The sequence below is a fragment of the Micromonospora sp. NBC_00421 genome, assembly GCF_036017915.1.
Classification (GTDB): domain Bacteria; phylum Actinomycetota; class Actinomycetes; order Mycobacteriales; family Micromonosporaceae; genus Micromonospora.
The window spans coordinates 1,919,709-1,938,624 of record NZ_CP107929.1 but is presented as its reverse complement, the minus strand read 5'-3'; the positions used below and the strand labels follow the sequence as shown (position 1 = coordinate 1,938,624).

22 protein-coding genes are annotated in these 18,916 nt (G+C 73.2%); 5 read left to right on the top strand and 17 right to left on the bottom strand.

Annotated features, from left to right (window positions below; translation table 11 throughout):
• Positions 1-607: 607 nt before the first annotated feature.
• Positions 608-1,648 carry a substrate-binding domain-containing protein gene (locus tag OHQ87_RS08465; RefSeq protein WP_328346601.1) on the bottom strand — a complete coding sequence of 347 codons (1,041 nt, stop codon included), beginning with the start codon at positions 1,646-1,648 and terminating at the stop codon, positions 608-610.
• Between the two features lie 290 nt (positions 1,649-1,938).
• Here OHQ87_RS08465 and OHQ87_RS08460 point away from each other — a divergent pair, with 290 nt between their 5' ends.
• A complete protein-coding gene (locus OHQ87_RS08460; RefSeq protein ID WP_328346599.1) occupies positions 1,939-2,379 on the top strand; it encodes a MarR family winged helix-turn-helix transcriptional regulator in 441 nt (146 codons plus the stop codon).
• A gap of 23 nt (positions 2,380-2,402) precedes the next feature.
• Here OHQ87_RS08460 and OHQ87_RS08455 read toward each other — a convergent pair whose 3' ends face one another.
• From OHQ87_RS08455 to OHQ87_RS08425, 7 genes are all read right to left on the bottom strand, one after another.
• The gene (locus tag OHQ87_RS08455; RefSeq protein ID WP_328346597.1) at positions 2,403-3,287 is read right to left on the bottom strand and encodes an urease accessory protein UreD; all 885 of its coding nucleotides are present in this window, start codon (positions 3,285-3,287) and stop codon (positions 2,403-2,405) included.
• Positions 3,287-4,024, bottom strand: a complete 738-nt coding sequence (gene ureG / locus OHQ87_RS08450) for an urease accessory protein UreG (protein WP_328346594.1) — start codon at positions 4,022-4,024, stop codon at positions 3,287-3,289. The genes OHQ87_RS08455 and ureG overlap by 1 nt, the downstream gene beginning before the upstream one ends.
• Complete coding sequence (locus OHQ87_RS08445) at positions 4,014-4,697, bottom strand: urease accessory protein UreF (protein ID WP_328346592.1); 684 nt, start codon at positions 4,695-4,697, stop codon at positions 4,014-4,016. Before OHQ87_RS08445 ends, ureG begins: the two co-directional genes overlap by 11 nt.
• Positions 4,697-6,400, bottom strand: a complete 1,704-nt coding sequence (locus tag OHQ87_RS08440; RefSeq protein ID WP_328346590.1) for an urease subunit alpha — start codon at positions 6,398-6,400, stop codon at positions 4,697-4,699. The genes OHQ87_RS08445 and OHQ87_RS08440 overlap by 1 nt, the downstream gene beginning before the upstream one ends.
• Complete coding sequence (locus OHQ87_RS08435) at positions 6,397-6,783, bottom strand: urease subunit beta (RefSeq protein ID WP_328346588.1); 387 nt, start codon at positions 6,781-6,783, stop codon at positions 6,397-6,399. The genes OHQ87_RS08440 and OHQ87_RS08435 overlap by 4 nt, the downstream gene beginning before the upstream one ends.
• The gene (locus OHQ87_RS08430) at positions 6,780-7,082 is read right to left on the bottom strand and encodes an urease subunit gamma (protein ID WP_328346586.1); all 303 of its coding nucleotides are present in this window, start codon (positions 7,080-7,082) and stop codon (positions 6,780-6,782) included. The genes OHQ87_RS08435 and OHQ87_RS08430 overlap by 4 nt, the downstream gene beginning before the upstream one ends.
• 292 nt (positions 7,083-7,374) lie before the next feature.
• Positions 7,375-8,007 carry an SGNH/GDSL hydrolase family protein gene (locus tag OHQ87_RS08425; protein ID WP_328346584.1) on the bottom strand — a complete coding sequence of 211 codons (633 nt, stop codon included), beginning with the start codon at positions 8,005-8,007 and terminating at the stop codon, positions 7,375-7,377.
• Between the two features lie 291 nt (positions 8,008-8,298).
• Here OHQ87_RS08425 and OHQ87_RS08420 point away from each other — a divergent pair, with 291 nt between their 5' ends.
• Positions 8,299-9,030 carry a GAF and ANTAR domain-containing protein gene (locus OHQ87_RS08420; RefSeq protein WP_328346582.1) on the top strand — a complete coding sequence of 244 codons (732 nt, stop codon included), beginning with the start codon at positions 8,299-8,301 and terminating at the stop codon, positions 9,028-9,030.
• 10 nt (positions 9,031-9,040) lie between these two features.
• Here OHQ87_RS08420 and OHQ87_RS08415 read toward each other — a convergent pair whose 3' ends face one another.
• Together OHQ87_RS08415 and OHQ87_RS08410 are read right to left on the bottom strand one after the other, a co-directional pair.
• A complete protein-coding gene (locus tag OHQ87_RS08415; RefSeq protein ID WP_328346580.1) occupies positions 9,041-9,751 on the bottom strand; it encodes a GAF and ANTAR domain-containing protein in 711 nt (236 codons plus the stop codon).
• Positions 9,752-9,972: 221 nt separating this feature from the next.
• Positions 9,973-10,587 (bottom strand): TetR/AcrR family transcriptional regulator, encoded by a 615-nt coding sequence (locus OHQ87_RS08410; protein ID WP_328346578.1) that lies wholly within the window; start codon positions 10,585-10,587, stop codon positions 9,973-9,975.
• A gap of 63 nt (positions 10,588-10,650) precedes the next feature.
• On the opposite strand from OHQ87_RS08410, the gene OHQ87_RS08405 reads away from it, so the two are divergent.
• Complete coding sequence (locus OHQ87_RS08405) at positions 10,651-11,622, top strand: NAD(P)H-binding protein (protein ID WP_328346576.1); 972 nt, start codon at positions 10,651-10,653, stop codon at positions 11,620-11,622.
• Here the strand turns inward: OHQ87_RS08405 and OHQ87_RS08400 are convergent.
• Both OHQ87_RS08400 and OHQ87_RS08395 read right to left on the bottom strand, forming a co-directional pair.
• Positions 11,558-12,124 carry an RNA 2'-phosphotransferase gene (locus tag OHQ87_RS08400; RefSeq protein ID WP_328346574.1) on the bottom strand — a complete coding sequence of 189 codons (567 nt, stop codon included), beginning with the start codon at positions 12,122-12,124 and terminating at the stop codon, positions 11,558-11,560. The two genes, OHQ87_RS08405 and OHQ87_RS08400, sit on opposite strands and share 65 nt — an antisense overlap.
• Positions 12,125-12,200: 76 nt before the next feature.
• A complete protein-coding gene (locus OHQ87_RS08395; protein WP_328346573.1) occupies positions 12,201-13,049 on the bottom strand; it encodes an SDR family oxidoreductase in 849 nt (282 codons plus the stop codon).
• Between the two features lie 119 nt (positions 13,050-13,168).
• Between OHQ87_RS08395 and OHQ87_RS08390 the strand changes: the two genes are divergently transcribed.
• Entirely contained in the window at positions 13,169-13,567 is a 399-nt protein-coding gene (locus OHQ87_RS08390) for a winged helix-turn-helix transcriptional regulator (RefSeq protein WP_328346571.1), read from the top strand.
• A 128-nt stretch (positions 13,568-13,695) separates the two neighbouring features.
• Here OHQ87_RS08390 and tatC read toward each other — a convergent pair whose 3' ends face one another.
• The 5 genes from tatC to OHQ87_RS08365 all read right to left on the bottom strand — a co-directional run bounded on the left by tatC (position 13,696) and on the right by OHQ87_RS08365 (position 17,482).
• Positions 13,696-14,649: a twin-arginine translocase subunit TatC gene (tatC, locus tag OHQ87_RS08385; RefSeq protein WP_328346569.1), complete on the bottom strand. Its 954-nt coding sequence runs from the start codon at positions 14,647-14,649 to the stop codon at positions 13,696-13,698.
• Positions 14,650-14,667: 18 nt separating this feature from the next.
• Positions 14,668-15,006, bottom strand: a complete 339-nt coding sequence (gene tatA / locus OHQ87_RS08380; protein ID WP_328346567.1) for a Sec-independent protein translocase subunit TatA — start codon at positions 15,004-15,006, stop codon at positions 14,668-14,670.
• A gap of 214 nt (positions 15,007-15,220) precedes the next feature.
• Positions 15,221-15,469 carry a hypothetical protein gene (locus tag OHQ87_RS08375; protein ID WP_328346565.1) on the bottom strand — a complete coding sequence of 83 codons (249 nt, stop codon included), beginning with the start codon at positions 15,467-15,469 and terminating at the stop codon, positions 15,221-15,223.
• 10 nt (positions 15,470-15,479) lie between these two features.
• Entirely contained in the window at positions 15,480-16,487 is a 1,008-nt protein-coding gene (locus tag OHQ87_RS08370) for a helix-turn-helix transcriptional regulator (RefSeq protein ID WP_328346563.1), read from the bottom strand.
• On the bottom strand, positions 16,484-17,482 hold the full coding sequence (locus OHQ87_RS08365) for a helix-turn-helix transcriptional regulator (protein ID WP_328346561.1): 999 nt from the start codon (positions 17,480-17,482) through the stop codon (positions 16,484-16,486). The genes OHQ87_RS08370 and OHQ87_RS08365 overlap by 4 nt, the downstream gene beginning before the upstream one ends.
• Before the next feature lie 312 nt (positions 17,483-17,794).
• Between OHQ87_RS08365 and OHQ87_RS08360 the strand changes: the two genes are divergently transcribed.
• Positions 17,795-18,868, top strand: coding sequence for a cation diffusion facilitator family transporter (locus OHQ87_RS08360; RefSeq protein WP_328346559.1), 1,074 nt, complete (start codon positions 17,795-17,797; stop codon positions 18,866-18,868).
• The last annotated feature ends 48 nt before the right edge of the window (positions 18,869-18,916 follow it).

Here is an 18,916-nt window from a genome sequence, read left to right as displayed (position 1 = left end):
TGCCCGCTTGATTGCCGCCACGTTTCCCAGCCCTTAATTGACTGTTTCCCGAACCGATCGCCGCGCACAAAAAAGCCACCGTCATCACAGACGATGGCTCAAGAGAAATGCATGGCAGGAACCCGCCACCCACCCGGCCCAGGCAAAGCGCTAACCGCCCGAACTCACTCTCGACAATGGCAGGAATGGCGAATACTTCACGCAGGAAGCATCCTAGAACCCCCACCCACCCCCCTGTCAACCACCCACCCGCCCGGAACCCCACCCACCCCTCCACCCCACCCGCTCCACCCGCTCCACCCTCGACGGTGATCAAGAGGTTTACGTCACCAGCCGACCGCCGGACGACGTAAACCCCTTGATCACCCCACCCCGGCGGCGGTGGTCTTGGGTGATCAAGAGGATTACGTCAGAAGGGGAGTCGAACCTGACGCAAACCTCTTGATCACCGAGCCGGATGCAGGCCGTCCCGGCTGCGGCGGTGGGTTGAGGTGGGTGATCAAGAGGTATAGGTCAATCTTCTGTGCGGAGGTGACGTAAATCTCTTGATCACCGGAGCAGGGGTGGGCGGGGCGGGGGCGGGGGCGGTGGGGTGGGGTGGGGTGGGTCAGAGTTCGGAGAGGACGGTGAAATCTAGGCCGTCGGCTTCGGCCAGGTAGATGCGTTGGCGGACGTGGCGGTGGCGCAGGTGCAGCTCGCCTCGGGGGCCGTGGTAGGTGACCGCGTCGGCCGACGCGCCGATCGCCCGCACGTCCAGGGTGCGGGCCTGCGCGATCAGGGCGGCGAGCAGCATCACCCCCTCGTAGCAGGACTCCCCCAGGCTGCCCAGCGGCGGCGCCTCCACCCCGAACCGGCTGGCGAACGCGCCGTGGAAGTCCAGGTTCTCCCGGGTGACCAGGCCGGCGAAGAACCCGGCCGTGCTGAACAACCGGCGGGTGCCGCCGACCCCGCTGGCCAACAGCATGTTCTCGTCCATCAGGGTGCTCAGCCGCAGACATCGCTGATCCAGGGCGGACCGGCCGAAGGCCCGGTTGAACCGGACCGCGTCCGCGCCCACCAGCAGCATCAGCACCCCGTCGGCCTCGGCACGCTCGACCTGGCGCAGCACCGGGCCGAAGTCCTCGGTGCCCAGCGGCAGGAACGCCCGCCCGCACACCGACGCCCCGCTGTCACGGGCGTAGCGCTGGGCGGCCCGCGCGGTGCGGCGCGGCCAGACGTAGTCGTTGCCCACCACGTACCAGCGGCGTACGCCCTGCTCCTGGGCGAGCAGCCGCATCGCCGGCCGGAGCTGGGCGTCGGGCGTCTCGCTGGTCAGGAAGACCCCCTCGGTACGCTCCCCGCCCTCGTACAGGGCGGTGTAGACGTACGGCACCCGGTGCGCGATCCGGGGTGCCACCGCCTGCCGGACCGAGGAGATGTGCCAACCCGTGACCCCCTGCACCGCACCGGTCGACACAAGTGCCTCCACCTCGGCGGCCACCTGCGCCGGTGGCGCCCCACCGTCGACAGGCACCAGCCGCAGCTCCCGGCCGAGCACCCCACCGGCCCGGTTGACCTCCTCCACCGCCAACTGGGCACACAGCTCGCAGGTGGGGCCGAACATGCCCGCCGGCCCGCGCATCGGGAAGACCAGTGCGACACTGACCACCGACCGGTCGACGGTCAGCCAGGGCACTGGGCCGGCCGCGCCGCCCGACCGGGGAAACGGCTCCGGCACACCGCGGGGACGCGTCTCCGGGACACCGTGGGAAGTCGACTCCGGCACACCGCGGGGACGCGACTCCGGCACACCGTGGGAGACCGACTCCGGCACACCGCGGGGGCGCGGCAGCGGCACGGACATGCTGACATGATTGCCGGCAACCCTGGTGGGCCACCAGACCCGGCCGGAAACCGGGACGCTTCGGTAACATGGCAACCCACCGACCGGGGAGAGACATGGCCGACGTTCCCGCCACGCCCGTCGACCTGATGCGTGCGCTCACCCGCGCCGAACGGCTGCTCGCCCGGCGGGTCGGCGCGGTGCTCGCCACCGAGGGGCTCACCGTCGAGGCGTGGCGGGTGCTGTGCCGTCTCGCCGACGGGCAGGGGCACCCGATGAGCGAGGTCTCCACCGAGGAGTCGTTGCCACCGGGCACCCTGACGAAGCTCGTCGACCAGCTCGTCGACCAGAACCTGGTCCACCGCCGGATCGACCCGTTCGACAGGCGACGCATCCGGGCCTACCTCACCCCCCGGGGCCGCCGCGAACAGGACCGCGTCGACGCCCTGGTCCGGGCCGAGCTGGCCGGGATCCTCGACGACGTGGCGTTGACCGGTCAGCTCGTCGACCTGGCCGCCCGGCTCGACCCGCGCCGGCACCCGGTCGCGGCCGGCTGACCGGCCGGCCCCGCGGCCACAGCTCAGCGCTGGCCGACGGCGTCCACCCGCGCGGTGCTCCCCGGGCGGCCGGTCGTCATGGTGGTGGTGGGCAGCGGGCCTGCCACCGCCGCGCCCGCGACGGGGCCGGCACCGCCCTCGGCGGTGGCACTGAGCAGGACGCGCAGGCCGTGCGCATCGGCGGCGGTGGCGGTGAGCAGGGCCGCGGGGCCCCCGGTCAGCGGCAGCCAGGCGGCCAGCTCGCCCGGACGGGTCTGGAGGACCCGACCCTGGGCATTGCCGCCGCCCGCGTCCGCCATGGCCGGGCCGGGGCGGGAGTCCGGGTCGACCACCAGCAGCGAGCCGGTCGCCGTCGCACCGCCCAGCACCGCCGCCCCGGCCCAGCCGGGTGCCGTCGGACCGACCGCCAGGGACTGCCGCAGCAGCGGTCGACCTGCGTAGTCGACCGAGCTGGCCACGACGACGTCACCGGCGGGTTCGTCGTACCGGCCGCAGACCAGCTCCTCGCGCCAGCTCAACCGGGCCCCGTCGGCCAGCTCCACCCGGGACTCGGCGACATGGTGGCAGCCGGCCGCCGCCACCAACTGCTCCGGCAACCAGTGCAGGGCGCCGGCGGCGTGCACCACCGCCTCCACCCGCATCCGGGAGACTGCCCCGGCCCGACCGGGCAGGGCCACCGAGGCGGCGACGGTACGCACCCGCACCGCCGCCCCCGGCCCCACCTCGATCGTCAGTCGCAGGTCGTCACCGGCCAACGGGCCGGCCGCCCCGCCGACGACGTACACCGTGGCGACGCCGGCCTCGGCGGTGGCCTGCCGCAGCAGCAGCGGTGACTCGCCCCGCAGCTCGCGCAGCACGGTGCCGCCCCGACCGTCGGCCACGGCCACCAGCCGGGCGACCGCGCGCATCAGCCGACGACCAGCTGGCCACGGTGGTGGGCCAACTCGTGGCGGACCCAGTCCGCCACGAGGGCTGCCACCGGGTCGGCCACGATGGACAGGAAGACCGTCGGCAGGTCTCCGCGCCGGGCGCGGGCGTCGCGGTCCATCACCGACAGGTCGGCGCCGACCATCGGCGCCAGGTCGGTCTTGTTGATGACCAGCAGGTCGGCGGAGGTCACCCCGGGGCCGCCCTTGCGGGGCACCTTGTCGCCGCCGGCGACGTCGACCACGAAGATCTGCCGGTCGACCAACCCTCGACTGAAGGTGGCGGTGAGGTTGTCCCCACCGCTCTCCACCAGCACCAGGTCCAGCGGGCCGACGCCGTCGACAAGCTCGTCGATGGCGTCCAGGTTGGCGCCGATGTCGTCACGGATCGCGGTGTGCGGGCAGCAGCCGGTCTCCACCGCCCGGATCCGCGCCGGGTCGAGCACCCCGGCCCGGCGCAGGAAGTCGGCGTCCTCGGTGGTGTAGATGTCGTTGGTCACCACGCCCAGGCGCAGTTCACCGGCGAAGGCCCGGCACAGGGCCGCGACCAGGGCGGTCTTGCCCGAGCCGACCGGCCCACCGATGCCCACCCGCAGCGGGCGGGCGGTGGCCGGCAGCGGGGCGTGCGGGTCGACCCCCGGCTCCGGATGACTGTGCGGCACGGTCTCGTCGTGCGGAATCTGCGCGTGCGGAGTCTTCGATACGGTTTCAGGACGCAAAGAGACGCACCTCCCAGGTGGTGTGGACTTCGGCGTGGACATCGGTGAGCGGTGCGGCCGGAGCCGGCAACCGCTCGGGTGGGTCGTCGGCGGTGGCGACCGCACGGGACGCCGTGGCGTCACAGTCGACGGCCAGCGCCGCCAACACCGCGTGCACCCGGTACGGGTCGAGGCCGAGCAGCCGCACCGCCGCGCTGGCCGGGCCGGTCATCGACCCGTACGCGGCGATGGTGGCCACCGCGACCGGGTCGAGGCCGGCGGCGGCGGCGACCAGGCCGAGCACCAGCGGCTGGTGCGGCCCGGGCGGGCCGACGGGCAGGGCGTCGAAGCCGCCGGCGGGCCAGAGCTCCCGCCCGGCCCGCAGCAGGGCCCGGCCCTGCCGACGGGAGACCGTCCGCAGTGCCGGGGAGGCGGTACGGGCATCCAGCTCGGCGTCCAGCCGGGCCAGTGCGGCCCGCCGGTCGGCCGTGCCGGCGGCCCGGTGCGCCGCCACCGCGAACGCGGCGGTGACCAGCCCGCCGGTGGCCAGCCGGCCGCGCAGGAACTCGGCCAGGGTGGCCGGATCGGTGACCAGGCCGGCCGCCACCGCCGCCTCCAGACCACCGGAGTGGGCGTGCGCCCCGGCGGGGAACCTGCCGTCGGCCAGCAGCAGCACCATGCTCGACGGGATCATCAGAACAGGTGGTACCGCTGTGCCATGGGCAGCTCGGAGACCGGCTCCGGGTCGACCACCACCCCGTCGATCCGGACGGTGAAGGTGTCCGGATCGACCTCGATGCGCGGCAGCGCACCGTTCTCCGGCAGGTCGGCCTTGCCCCGCGACCGCACGTCGGCCACCGGGACCAGCGGGCGGCGCACGTCCAGCCGCAGGCCGGCCTCCAGCGCGGCCGGCGCCACGAACGCCACGCTGGTCGCGGCCGGCACCACGCCGTACGCGCCGAACATCGGCCTCGGCAGCATCGGCTGCGGGGTGGGGATGGAGGCGTTCGCGTCGCCCATCTGCGCGTACGCGATCATCCCGCCCTTGATCACCAGGTGCGGCCGGACGCCGAAGAACGCCGGGTCCCAGAGCACCAGGTCGGCGAGCTTGCCCTGCTCCACCGAGCCGATCTCCCGCTCCAGCCCGTTGGCCATCGCCGCGCAGATGGTGTATTTCGCCACGTAGCGGCGGGCCCGGTGGTTGTCGGCCGGGCCGTCGCCGGGCAGCGCGCCCACCCGCCGCTTCATCACGTGCGCGCTCTGCCAGGTCCGGGTGATCACCTCACCGACCCGCCCCATGGCCTGCGAGTCGGAGCCGATGATGGATATCGCGCCGAGGTCGTGCAGCAGATCCTCGGCGGCCATCGTGGACGGTCGGATCCGGCTCTCCGCGAAGGCCAGGTCCTCCGGCACCGACGGGTTGAGGTGGTGGCAGACCATCAGCATGTCGAGATGCTCGGCGAGGGTGTTGCGGGTGTACGGGCGGGTCGGGTTCGTCGACGACGGCAGCACGTTCGGCTCCCCGGCCACCGTGATGATGTCCGGCGCGTGCCCACCCCCCGCCCCCTCGGTGTGGTACGAGTGGATCGCCCGACCGGCGATGGCGCGCAGCGTGTCGGCCACGAAGCCGGCCTCGTTGAGGGTGTCGGTGTGGATGGAGACCTGCACCCCGGACGCGTCGGCGACCCGCAGGCAGGCGTCGATCGCCGCCGGGGTGGTCCCCCAGTCCTCGTGCAGCTTGAACCCGCCCGCGCCGGCCCGCAACTGCTCCCACAGCGCCTCGGTGGAGACCGTGTTGCCCTTGCCCAGCAGCAGCACGTTCACCGGGAAGGTGTCGAGCGCCTCGTGCATCCGGGCCAGGTGCCAGGCGTTGGGGGTGACGGTGGTGGCCCGGGTGCCCTCGGCCGGGCCGGTGCCCCCACCGACCAGGGTGGTGATCCCCGAGGTCAGCGCCTCGGTGACGAGCTGCGGGCAGATGAAGTGCACGTGGGTGTCCACCGCCCCGGCGGTGAGGATCCGCCCGTTGCCCGCGATCACCTCGGTCGACGGTCCGATCACCAGATCGGGGTGCACGCCGGGCATGGTGTCCGGGTTGCCGGCCCGGCCCAGCGCCACGATCCGCCCGTCGCGCAGGCCGACGTCGGCCTTCACCACCCCCCAGTGGTCCAGCACCACCGCGCCGGTGATCACCGTGTCCAGGGCGCCCTCGGCCCGGGTGGCCCGGGACTGGCCCATCGACTCGCGGATCACCTTGCCACCGCCGAAGACCGCCTCGTCCCCGCCGACGCAGTGGTCGACCTCCACCTCGATCAGCAGGTCGGTGTCGGCCAGCCGGATCCGGTCGCCTGTGGTCGGGCCGTACAGGTCGGCGTAGCGTCGCCGGTCCACGGTGCTCACCGGCCGGCCTCCCCGGAACCCGGGCCGGACCTGCCGGCGGGTGGGTCGGGCTCCCCGAAGGGCGGGCCCGGTTCCCGGTCGAGCGGGCCGGCGACCTCGCCGCGCAGCCCCGGCACGATCCGCGCCCCGCCCAGCGGCACCAGGTCGACGGTACGACTGACCCCCGGCTCGAACCGCACCGACGTCCCCGCCGGTACGGCGAGCCGCTGGCCGTACGCGGCGCAACGGTCGAAGCGCAGCCCCGGGTTGGTCTCGGCGAAGTGGTAGTGCGAGCCGACCTGGATCGGCCGGTCGGCGGTGTTGACCACCAGCAGGGTGGTCACCGGACGACCCACGTTGATCTCGACCGGCCCGTCGCCGGGCAGGATCTCCCCGGGGATCACGGGATCGGGTGGTGCACCGTCACCAGCTTGGTGCCGTCCGGGAACGTCGCCTCCACCTGCACCTCCCCCAGCATCTCGGGGATTCCGTCGAGCACGTCGTCGCGGCTGAGCACGGTGCGGCCGGCGACCATCAGGTCGGTGACCGTCCGGCCGTCCCGGGCACCCTCCAGCAGGAAGGCGGTGATCATGGCGACGGCTTCGGGATAGTTGAGGCGCAGTCCGCGCTCGCGTCGTCGGCGGGCGACGTCCGCGGCGACGTGGACGAGCAGGCGGTCCTGCTCGTGGGGTGTGAGGAACACGGGATCTCCCGGGGCGGCTCGGCGTGTTTCCCACCGTACCGACTCCGAACGCGCGCAGGGGCGCGGACCGACGAGGGGGCAGGAGGACACACGGGACCGCCGTCGGGCCACCGGCGGGGCACTCCGGGGCCCCACCGGCCCCGGCCCGCCACGGGGCCGCTCGGCGGTGGGGGTTGGAAAGGACCGCACCGCCAACCGCTGCACCGACCGTAGAGGATCACCCGGGCCGTGGCAACGCCGGCCCGGCCGGTGAGCCGGCCCGGGACACGGCCTCCCCCGGTGCGGTACGACCTCAGCTGGCCGGGGTGACCGCCGCCAGCCACTGCTGGGCCAGCACCGCGTGCCCGGACGCAGTCAGGTGCACCCCGTCGTCGGTCCACACCCGGTCGTCGGCGTCGGCGGAGCCGAACAACGCGTCCACGGCGACAAGCGTCGCGTCGAACTCGGCGGCCAGCTTGCGTACCACGTCGACCTTCGGGTCCAGGTCGTCGCGCCAGCGCCGCTGGAGGTCGTCGACGGGGATGAGGAAGGGTTCCATCAGCACCAGCCGCACGTCGGGCAGCGCGTCCCGGGTGGTGGCCAGCAGGTGCCGGTAGTCGGTGGTGAACTCCTCGACCATGGTGACCTCGCCGCTGCTGTACCGCCGCCAGGTGTCGTTGATCCCGATCAGCACCGACACCACCTGCGGGGCCAGCGCCAGGCAGTCGTCCGCCCAGCGGGCCCGCAGGTCCCGTACCCGGTCACCGCCGACGCCCCGGTTGCGGAAGGTCGCCCGGTGGCCCGGGTGCCGCGCGGTGAACCAGGCGGCGGCCATCATCGCCCAGCCCACCCCCAGGTCGGCCTCGTCGGCCCGGTCACGCCCGGCGTCGGTGATGCTGTCGCCGATGAACAGCACCCGACCGCCACGCGGTATCTCCACTGTCATCCGTCCACTCCCCTGTCGTCGTCGGACGTCATCATCCCCCGGTGTCTGGCCCGGACACCACCGGTAAGTCGACGCTGCGGTGGTGTCCGCCGTGTGCCGCCGCCTGTCGACCGGTACAGTGGTGCTCCGCATTCGACGCCCCACGGGGTGTCGCGAGCGAGCGTCAAGCAGCGGCGCGGTCCACGGTCCGTCCTGGCGGAGCCGCACCCCGCGGCCCCCGGCACGGACCGATCGTCACGCGCTGCCGGCGTCGCCGGCGGGTTCGCGCCGGTTCGCAAGGACGTCAGACGCATGCCGCAGTCACCGCTCGACCTCACCGAGGCTGTTCTCCGGTTGGGGTCCATCCGCCACGACGAGATGGACCTCGACGCCGTCCTGACCCGGATCACCGAGCTGGCCCGGGCCAGCCTCCCGGGGGCCGCCGAAGTCACGGTCACCCTGGTGCACGGCACCGAGGCGAACACCGCGGCCCACACCGGTGACCTGGCGCTCCGACTCGACCGGTGGCAGTACGAGCAGGGTCGCGGCCCGTGCCTGGACGCGGCCACCACCGGCGCCGTGCTGATCGTCGCGGACATGACCGAGGAGCGGCGCTGGCCGGAGTGGGCGGCACTGGCGCACGCCGCGGGGGTGTGCTCCTCGATGTCGATCGGCCTGCCGATCCAGGAGGCGGTGGTCGGCGCGCTGAACCTCTACGGCACCCGGCCGGACGCCTTCGGCCGGGTGGCCGAGTCGGCCCGGACGTTCGCCGGCCACGCCGCGGTGGCCCTGGCCAACGCCCACCTGTACGACAGCACCGCCACCCTGGCCGAGCAGATGCAGACAGCAATGCGCAACCGGGCGGTGATCGAGCAGGCGAAGGGCATCATCATGGGCCAGCGCCGGTGCACGGCCGACGAGGCGTTCGCCATGCTGGCCCGGGTCTCCCAGAATTCCAACCGCAAGCTGCGGGACGTGGCGGAGGCCCTCGTGCAGCAGGTCGTCCGGCCGGTGCCCGGTCAGCCCACCGCTGCCGACCGCTGAGGCGCGGGGTTCAGCGGGTACCCGCGGTGGCCCGGCCGACCAGGGCGGCGGCGACGTCCCGTAGCCGGCGGTTGGTGTCCTGGGAGAGCTTGGCGAGGATGCCGAAGGCCTCGTCGGCCGTGCACCGGCGCTGGCCCATGATGATGCCCTTCGCCTGCTCGATCACCGCCCGGCTCTCCATCGCCGCCCGCATCTGTCCGGCCAGTGTGGTGGCACTGGAATAGAGATGGGCGTTGGCCAGGGCCACCGCGGCGTACGCGGCGAAGGTCCGGGCCAGATCCACCGTCTCGGTGTCGAACGAGTGCGCGGTGGGCCCGTAGAGGTTGAGGGCGCCGACCACCGCCTCCTGGATCGGCAGGCCGCTGGCGAGCGTGCTGCCGATGCCCGCGTCGGCGGCCCGGGCCGCCCAGGCCGGCCACCGTTCCTCGGTGGCGGTGTCGGACACGACAAGGGTGTCGCCGGTGATGGAGGCGTCCAGGCACGGCCCGTGGCCCTGCCGGTACTGCCACTCGTCGAGCAGCAGGGCGACGGCGCCGGTGACGGCGACGCTCTGCGGCGTGCCGCCGCGCAGCAGGGTCACCGACACCTCGGTCACCCCGCGTAGGCTGTCCCGGGCCAGGTCGGCGATCACCCGTAACACCTCGTCCACGCCGACCTCGTCGAGTCGGATGCGGCCGAGTTCGGCCAGTGCGTCGTACGGGGTCAGCGGGAGCGGTGCCATCGCGCGGTTCCTTCCCGGCGGGCGTCCCTCGTACGGCGGGTGGCGGGGACGCGTGGCGGCGTCGGCGGCGTCGACCCCGGCCGATGTGGTGGGCCGACACCCCACCCGCTCACCCGGCCACCCCGTCTGGCACGACAATCGCACCATACCCCGCCGGCGCGGGGAGCCGGCCGGAGCACCCGCCCGGCGGCGCTGCCCGGTGTCCGGGTGGACGCGGTGGGCTAGGGGCCGCCCGTGGAGTGGCACAGTGGGGCGAAGGCCAGGTCCGCGTCGGCGACCGCCTCGGGCCGCACCTCCTCTGCGGTCCGCCCGTCGGCGATCTTCTGCCAGTTGGTCCGGGCCAGCACACGTTGCACCGCGATCACCTGGGCGGCCAGCAGTCGGCCCCGGACACCCGGGTCGAGGACGGCGGACAGGGCGTCCTCGTCGTCGTTCAGGTATCGCAGGAGCCGTCCCGCCAGGCTGGGGGTGGTGAACACCAGTCGGTGGAACGCCACCACCTCGGGATGGTCGTTGAGGCCGGTGACCGGCTCGAAGCGATCGAGCCCGGCCCGGAAGTGCCGGTGCAGCGCCACCATCGGCGGCATCCCGGGAGGTCGATCGCGGACCACCCGGGCCGCCTCGCCCTGGTGGTCGGCGAAGCGATGCAGGATCAGGTCCTCTTTGGTGGCGAAGTAGCGGAACAGGGTCGGTTTCGACACCTCGGCCGTCGCGGCGACGTCGGCGACCGACACCTGGTCGAATCCGCGCGACAGGAACAGCGAGATCGCCACGTCGGCGAGCGCGTCCCGGGTCCGCGCCTTCTTGCGGGCACGCAGTCCGACCGGTTCGTTCACTCCGCCACGGTAACAGTTATTACCTGGTTGCCTTTTTAACTCGGTAACGAAAAGATGGCGACCATGGCACGAATCGACACCCCACGCACCCGGTCGACACCGGCAGAGCTACCGACACCACCGGGGGAGCCCCCGATACTCGTCACCGGGGCGACCGGCCGCGTCGGCCGCGCCGTGACCGACCTGCTGACCGACGCGGGCGTACCGGTCCGCGCCCTGGTGCGCCGGGCCGAGTCTGCCGCGGAGCTGCCCGGCACCGTCGAGATCGTCACCGGCGATCTCACCGTGCCCGGGTCGCTCGACGCCGCGCTGGCCGGCGTCAGCACGGTCCTCCTGGTCTGGACCGCTCCGCCACAGACCGCAGCGGCCGTCGTCGACCGGCTGGCCGCCCACGCCCGGCGGGTCGTCCACCTGTCCGCCCCGCACCGCACCCCGCACCCGTTCTTCCAGCAGCCGAACCCGATGGCGGCGCTGCACGCCGAGATCGAGCGGCTCATCGCGGCCACCGGCCTCGACTCGACGATCGTCCGGCCGGGGATGTTCGCGTCGAACGCCCTGTCCTGGTGGGCCACCGCGGTCCGTGGCGACGGCGTGGTCCGGTGGCCCCACGGCGCGGCCGAGACCGCCCCGGTCGACGACCGGGACGTGGCCGAGGTCGTCGCGCGGACCCTGCGCGAGGACGGACACGTCGGCGGCGACTACGTCCTGACCGGCCCCGAGTCGCTCACCCAGGCCGAACAGGTACGCATCCTCGGCGACGCGCTGGGCCGCCGGCTGACGTTCGAGGAGCTGCCGCCCGACGAGTTCCGGCAGCAGAGCCCGCAAGCCGCCCGGCCGGCGGTGGACATGCTCCTGGCCGCCTGGAACGCCGCGACGGGCCGCCCGGCACACGTCACCTCGACGGTGTCCGAGCTGCTCGGCAGGCCGGCGCGGACCTTCCACCAGTGGGCCACCGACCACGCCACGTCGTTCACCGGGACGCCCCCGGGTCCGTCGGTGGCCAGGTCAGATAGGCCGGCGGCACCGCGTCGGTGAGCCACACCCCGTTGGCGCTGCGGTAGAAGGCGTGCCCGTCGCGGGCCATCGCCGCCGCGTCGACGGTCAGCACCACCACCGCGCCGCCCCGCCGGGCCCCGACCCGCCGGGCCGTCGCCACGTCCGGCGACAGGTGTACGTGGTGCCGTCCGCCCCGGTGCAGCCCGGTGGCCCGGATCGAGTCGAGCGCGGCGTCCCCGGTGCCGTGGAAGAGCCGGGCGGGTGGCGGTTCGGCGGTCAGCCCCAGGTCGACCGGGTACGAGTGACCCTGGCTGGCCCGGATCCGCTCGACCCCGTCGGCGTCCCGGGTCACCGCGAAGCGCTGCTTGTCGTTGCCGCTGACGACGGCGTCGAGATCGGCCCGGTCGATCCGGACGGCCGCCAGCAGATCGACCACGGGCACCCACCCGCCCGGGTCGGGGGTGAGGCCGAATCGGGCGGGCTGGTGGCGCAGGGCCAGCGAGATCCGCTTGCTGACCCGCACCAGCGTCTGGTGATCCATGTCGAGCATTGTCGGGTGGGCCGGTGGTGTGCCCCCACCGGTTATCCCGCCCCGCCTCCGTGTTCCCCGGTCGGGTTCAGCGGGCGGCGCGGAGCGCCTCGGCGAGGGTGGTGGGCCGACGACCAAGCAGCTTCTCCAGGTCCTCGACGGGGACGTACAGCGCGCCCCGGGCGAGGCCCCGGTCGGCGTCGGCCAGGATCGCGGCGTACGGCTCGGGCAGCCCGGCCGAGACCAGCAGCGCGGTGTACGCCGGCACCGGCAGGTCGGTGTAGCGCACCTCCTGTCCACTCTGGTGGGACACCTCGGCGGCCAACTCGGTCAGGGTGAACGCCTCGCCGCCCAGCTCGTAGACCCGGCCGGCGTGTCCTTCGGTGGTGAGCACCTCGGCGGCAGCCTCGGCGTAGTCGGCCCGGGTGGCGGCGCTGACCCGACCGTCGCCGGCCGACCCGGCGACCCCGTGCTCCAGGTAGCCGGCCAGTTGGCCGGTGTAGTTCTCCAGGTACCAGCTGTTGCGCAGCAGCACGTACGGCAGGCCGGAGGCACCCAACTCCTCCTCGGTGACCCGGTGTTCGGCTGCCAGCAGCAGGTCGGAGGTGTCGGCGTGGGCGATGCTGGTGTAGACGACCAGCCCGACACCGGCCTCGCGGGCCGCGGTGATCACGTTGCGGTGCTGGGGCACCCGCTGGCCGACCTCGCTGCCGGAGACGAACATCAGCTGCTCGGCGTCGGCGAAGGCGGCGCGCAGCGAGTCGCGGTCGGTGTAGTCGGCCGCCCGGACCGTGACGCCCCGGTCGGCGAGGTCGCGGAGTCGGCCCACGTCCCGCCCCAGCGCCACGATCCGCCCGGCGGGTACGCCCCGACGCAGCAGGGACTCGACGATCAGGCGGCCCAGGTGGCCGGTGGCCCCGGTGACGACGACGGACATCGCGTTCTCCTTCGGGTGGGTGCTGTTGTCGTAGTGGTCAACACGCAGGCCATCAGCAATACTTCCCTTCGGAGAGTAGGCACCTTGAAGTTTGTGACGCACCGAAAGAGAGTGAAGTGATGCACCCCGACCCGTTCCACCGCGACTGCGGCAGCAGACAGGTCCTCGACCGGATCGGCGACCGGTGGAGCGTGCTCGTCGTGCTGACTCTCGCCGCCGGCGACCGGCGCTACGGCGAGTTGGCCGAGCGCATCGACGGAATCAGCCAGAAGATGCTCACCCAGACCCTGCGCGGGTTGGAACGCGACGGCCTGGTCACCCGCACGGTGCACGCCAGTGTGCCGCCCCGGGTCGACTACGCCCTCACCAAGCTGGGCCGCAGCCTGCTCGACCTCGTCTCCGGCCTGGAGTCCTGGGCCACCACCCACCTGGCCGAGGTGCAGGCCGCCCGACTCCGCTACGACGCCGATCTCCCCCACCGGCCGCCCACCACCGCCGGGCAGCCCACCCGTCGGTAGGAGGCGGGGAGAGGGCCGCCCCTGCCGCCCCCACGTTCCCCCGGAAAGGTGTCGCCCCCGGGGCGGGACGCACGACGCCGCTCCCGGCAGGGCGGGAGCGGCGTCGGATGGTACGGAACCAGCAGTGATCAGGTCATGTCGTCGAAACGACGGTCGATCGGTCGGGGCGGGGCCACCGGCTCGGAGACGCCCACCGGCTCGGACAGTTCCAGCTCCGGAGTGGCCACCACCGGATCGTCGTCCAGCTCCAACGGTGACACCTCGTCGTCGCTCAGCCCGGCGTAGGACGCCTTGCCCCGGCCCTTACGCCTGTCGTTGAGGAACGCCACCCCGACCGCGGCGAAGTAGAGCGCGGAGAGGCAGAGCGCCAGCGCGGTCATCCCGAACGGGTCGGGAGTGGGCGTCACCACTGCGGAGAAGGCGAAGAACACGAAGATCGCCACCCGCCACCAGCTCAACAGCTTCCGGGCGCTGGCCAACCCGACGAAGTTGAGCATCAGCACCAGCAGCGGGAACTCGAACGCCACCCCGAACAACAGGATCAGGTTGGTGATGAACGAGATGTAGCGGGTGATGTCCAGGGTGGTGGTGATGTCCCCGCCGCCGGAGACGTTGAGCAGGAACTCCAGACCCTTGGAGGTGACGAAGTAGGCAAGCACCGCACCGGCGGCGAACAGCGGCGCGGCGAGCGCGGTGAAGATGTACGCGTAGCGCCGCTCGTGCCGGTGCAGGCCGGGGGCGATGAACGCCCAGAGCTGGTAGAGCCAGACCGGGGCGGCGACGATCAGGCCGACCCAGAGCCCCACCTTCAGTTGGAGCAGGAACAGGTCGGCCGGACCGAGCTGGACGAAGTTGCACAGCCCGTTGGCCAGCCGGGCCTTGGGCAGGTCGCAGTAGGGCTGCTGGAGCAGGTGCAGCACCGGGCCGGCCAGCCAGATGCCCAGCCCGAAGCCCACCACGATCGCCAGCGAGGCGCGGAACAGTCGGTTCCGCAGCTCGCGGATGTGCTCCATGAGGGTCATGGAGCCGTCGGAGGCCCGTTCGAAGGTGCTGGGGCCGCGTTTACGGAGCGCGAAGGCCACGGTGATCGGGCCCTTCGGTCAGTTGTCGCGGACGCGCTGCACCGGGTCGACCGGCGGGGCGACCGGCTGCTGCGGAGCCTGCTGCGGGGCGTACTGCGGCTGGGCGTACGGCTGCTGGGGCTGGGCGTACGGCTGCTGCTGCACCGGCTGCTGGGGCGGCAGCGGCTGGTAGCCGGACTGCGCGTCGGCCTTCTCGGCCAGGTCGCGGTCGTCGTCGGCCAGGCTCTTGGTCTCTGCCTTGATGATCCGCAGCGAACGGCCGAGCGAACGGGCCGCGTCGGGAAGCCGCTTCGCGCCGAAGAGCAGGATCAGCACGACCACGAGTACGGCGATGTGCCACGGCTTGAGGGCACCCATGGGAAGCTCCAGTCGCTCTGTGTCGAGGGGTGTGTCGAAGCCCATCGTACGTGCGTGACGGGCCACTGCCACCCGCCGGGCCACCGCTGATGCGGTCCGGCCGGTGAAGTCTCGACCACCGCTGACTGTCCCGTCAACCACCTGGACGGGTGCAGAGCTGCGGGAACCGGACGTCGGGCGCGCAGCGGACGCGCGGTGCACCGACCGGTGTCGATCACTTCCCGCGCTTGGCCTTGATCACTTCCAGTCGCTGCTGGGTCGTCCCGGTCTGCCGCTGGAGCGCCTCGGCCCGCTCCTGCAACGCCTCGGCGCTGTGCCGCAACACCTCCGCGTCGGCCTGGCGGCGCTGCAACGCCACCGCAGCCCGGCGCAACCGGGGCAGCCGCACCAGCACCGGACGGACCGCCAGGGCCAACACGACAAGCGCGAACAGCAGCACCGCGAGAACGATCCACTTCACCACGGCGGTCAGCCTACCGGGCGTGCACCGGGCCCACCGGGCCGGCCGAGACCGGGGTGGCGTACGCCTCCAGCGCGGCGGCGGCCTGGGCGCGTACCTGGGTGGCCAGCTCGGCCGGGGCGACCACCGTGACGTCCGGGCCCAGCCCGAGCACGAAGCGGCGGGCCCAGCCGAGATCGGTCACCCGCAGCGACACCACCCACCGGTCGCCGTCGACCTCGACCCGCTCGCACGGGTAGTACTCGGTGATCCACCGTTCCCCCCGGCCGATCCGCAGCGTGATCAGCGGCAGGTCCGGGGCGGGGCGGAAGATCCCCTGGCGCAGGTCGTGCGGTCGGGCCTGCGGCGGCACCACGGCCGGCTCGTCCAGCTCGACCACCGCGTCGATCCGGTCGGCCCGGAACAACCGCACCGCCTCGGCCCGGCGGCACCACGCTTCGACGTACGCCCGGCCGTCGACCATCAGCATCCGCAGCGGGTCGATGGTGCGGTCGGTGCTCTCGTCCCGGGCAGCGGTGTAGTAGGTGATCCGCAGCGCCCGACGGCGTTCCACCGCGGCCCGCAGCTCCTGCTCCCGTCGACCCTCACCGGGCAGCCGGACCGCCACCGGGGCACCGACCAGGTCACCGGCCGCGTTCTCGATCTTGGCGAGGGCCCGCTCGACCGCCTCCCGGTTGGCCACCCCCGGCGTCTCGGCGAGCATCCGCAGCGCCACCACCAGTGCCAACGCCTCGTCCGGGGTGAGCCGCAGCGGCCGGTCGATGCCGGCGTCGTAGGTGATCGTCACCCGGTCACCGTCGAAGGCCATGTCGATCAGGTCACCCGGGCCGTAGCCGGGCAGGCCGCAGACCCAGAGCAGCTCCAGGTCCTCGCGTAGCTGCCGTTCGGTGACACCCAGGTCACCGGCGGCCTCGGCGACCTCGATGCCCGGCCGGGCCAGCAGGTAGGGCACCAGGTTCAGCAGCCGGGCCAGCCGGTCGGCCGAGGTACGGGAGCCGCTGCGGGCGGCGGGGCGGGTCATCGGGCACCACCGGCCACGGCCAGCTCGTCGTGCCGGGCGGCGATCTCCTTGAGCCGTTGGATCACCGCGTCCCGCACCTCGGGTGGTTCCAGCACCCGGACGTCCGGGCCGTAGCCGACGAGCTGGCCGGCCAGCGACTCCGGATCGGCGTACGGCAGCACCAGGTGGTCGCCGTCCGGACCGGGCACGCTCTGCACGGCCCACCGGCGCAGACCGGCGGCCCGGCCGGCGACGGCCAGCACGGTGGCCCGGCCGGTCCGCTCGACCGGCCCGGACCAGCGGGCGACATGGCTGATCAGGTCGAGCCCCGGGGGCGGGTCGTAGGCGCCCGGCGCACCGGTGGCCCGGACCACGCCGACCACCCGGGAGAGCCGGAAGCAGCGGGTCGCCGCGCGGTCCCGGTCGTGCCCGACGACATACCAGCGACCCCGCCAGCAGACCACCCCCCACGGCTGCAACCGGCGGCGGGTCGGGGCGTCCCGGTCCGGCACCCGGTAGTCGAAGGTGACCTCGCGGCGGTCCCGGGCGGCGGCGGTGAGCGGGGCGAACGACGGGTCGACGGTGACCATCGGTTCCAGCCCCAGGGTGGCCTGCGGGTCGACGTCCACCCCGGCCGCGCGCAGCTTGGCCAGCCCGGAGGAGGCGGCGGCGGCCAGCCCGGCGTGCTGCCACAACCGGGCGGCGATGCCCACCGCGGCGGCCTCGTCCGGTGCGAGCGGGATGTCGGGCAGGGCGTACTCCCGGTGGGCGATCCGGTAACCGGGCTCGGCGTCGAAGACGCTTGCCGTCCCGGTCTCCAACGGCACCCCCAGCTCGCGCAGTTCGGCCTTGTCCCGCTCGAACTTACGCTGGAACGCCTCGTGCTCCTTGGCGTCCTCCGGATCGTGCTCGTAGCCGGGCACCGTCGCGGCGATCTGCGCGGCGGTCAGGAACCGCCTGGTGGACAGCAGACAGATCACCAGGTTGACCAGGCGTTCGGTACGACTCCGCGACACGGGTGAACGCTAGCAGCCCGGCCCGTAAACCCGTGCACCCACGCCGCACCCCGGCGTCCCCACCACCCCCACCCCCACCCCCACCCCCACCCCCACCCCCACCCCCTCCACTCCCCCTCCCACCCCCTCCTCCCTCCTCCCCCCTCCCACCCCCACCCCGCCGCCTTTCCCGGTTGATCAAGAGCTTTGCGTCATCACCCGAGATCAACATGACCTTTACCTCTTGATCACCCCGCCCAGCCCCCGCCCAGCCCCCGCCCAGCCGGCCGGCCGCTCCGGGCGGGACGGGCTCCGGGGACTTACGGTGACCGCATGTCGGAAGCCGAAGTCAAGACCGAGAGCGTCGGCACCGTCGTGGTGGCGGGGACGGCCAACCTCGCCATCGCGGTGGCCAAGCTGGTCGCCGGGGTGCTCTCCGGCTCGGCCGCGATGCTCTCCGAGGCGGCCCACTCGGTCGCCGACACCACCACCGAGGTGCTGCTCTACCTGGCGCTGCGCCGGGGCGCCCGGCCCGCCGACGTCCGCCACCCCTTCGGGTACGGCAAGGAGAGCTACGTCTGGGCGTTCCTCGCCGCGCTGTTCACCTTCGTCGCCGGGGCCGGCTTCGCCATCACCCACGGCGTGACCACCATCCTGGTCCACGAGCACAGCGGCAACTACCTGATCTCGTACGTCGTGCTGGCTGTCTCCTTCGCCATCGAGTCGGTGTCGCTGGCCCGCGCGGTACGCCAGGTGCGCGGCGAGTCCCGCCGTTGGCGGACCACCCCCCGCCGGTTCCTGCGGCTGACCGCCGACACCACCGTCAAGGCGGTGTTCCTGGAGGACAGCGCCGCCCTGATCGGCCTGCTCATCGCCGGCGTCGGGCTGGGCCTGTCCGAGTGGACCGGCGACGAGCTGTGGGACGGTCTGGCCTCGATCCTGATCGGTCTGCTGCTGCTCGTCGTCGCCGGCATCCTCGCCAAGAGCAACATCTCGCTGCTGGTCGGCCGGGCGGTGCCCGAGCGGCTGCACCAGGAGATCGAGGCGGAACTGGCCGCCCTGCCGACGGTGGACCGGATCGACACCCTGCTGACCATGCAGCTCGGTCCGGAGGACATCCTGGTGGCTGCCAAGGTCGACTTCCGGGACGAGGCGACCGGGGCCGACATCGAGGCTGCCGCCGACGAGGCCGAGCGGCGGCTCACCGGCCGCTATCCGGAGATCGGATACGTCTTCCTGGACCCCACCCGGTCGCTGCCCGGCGTCACCGACCGACGCGCCCGGCGTACCCAGGAAGAGCGCGACTCGACGGCGCAGGCCCGGATCACCCGGGAACGGACCGACCCCGCCGCCGACGCCCGACCTGCCGGGCAGGGGTCCGACCAGGACATGGCCGGGCCGGCCTGAGTGACGGCGGACCCGCACGCGGTCGCCCGGGCGGCCGCCGATAGCGTG

Bases quoted from the DNA above. Each gene is read 5' to 3' on its own strand.
- OHQ87_RS08415 (WP_328346580.1), bottom strand. From the start codon at position 9,751: ATGGCACCGCTCCCGCTGACCCCGTACGACGCACTGGCCGAACTCGGC.
- OHQ87_RS08400 (WP_328346574.1), bottom strand. From the start codon at position 12,124: ATGGATCACCAGACGCTGGTGCGGGTCAGCAAGCGGATCTCGCTGGCC.
- OHQ87_RS08455 (WP_328346597.1), bottom strand. From the start codon at position 3,287: ATGCGCGCGGTCGCCCGGCTGGTGGCCGTGGCCGACGGTCGGGGCGGC.
- OHQ87_RS08445 (WP_328346592.1), bottom strand. From the start codon at position 4,697: ATGATCCCGTCGAGCATGGTGCTGCTGCTGGCCGACGGCAGGTTCCCC.
- OHQ87_RS08460 (WP_328346599.1), top strand. From the start codon at position 1,939: ATGGCCGACGTTCCCGCCACGCCCGTCGACCTGATGCGTGCGCTCACC.
- OHQ87_RS08425 (WP_328346584.1), bottom strand. From the start codon at position 8,007: ATGACAGTGGAGATACCGCGTGGCGGTCGGGTGCTGTTCATCGGCGAC.
- OHQ87_RS08360 (WP_328346559.1), top strand. From the start codon at position 17,795: ATGTCGGAAGCCGAAGTCAAGACCGAGAGCGTCGGCACCGTCGTGGTG.
- OHQ87_RS08370 (WP_328346563.1), bottom strand. From the start codon at position 16,487: ATGACCCGCCCCGCCGCCCGCAGCGGCTCCCGTACCTCGGCCGACCGG.
- OHQ87_RS08420 (WP_328346582.1), top strand. From the start codon at position 8,299: ATGCCGCAGTCACCGCTCGACCTCACCGAGGCTGTTCTCCGGTTGGGG.
- OHQ87_RS08395 (WP_328346573.1), bottom strand. From the start codon at position 13,049: ATGTCCGTCGTCGTCACCGGGGCCACCGGCCACCTGGGCCGCCTGATC.
- OHQ87_RS08405 (WP_328346576.1), top strand. From the start codon at position 10,651: ATGGCACGAATCGACACCCCACGCACCCGGTCGACACCGGCAGAGCTA.
- OHQ87_RS08390 (WP_328346571.1), top strand. From the start codon at position 13,169: ATGCACCCCGACCCGTTCCACCGCGACTGCGGCAGCAGACAGGTCCTC.
- tatA (WP_328346567.1), bottom strand. From the start codon at position 15,006: ATGGGTGCCCTCAAGCCGTGGCACATCGCCGTACTCGTGGTCGTGCTG.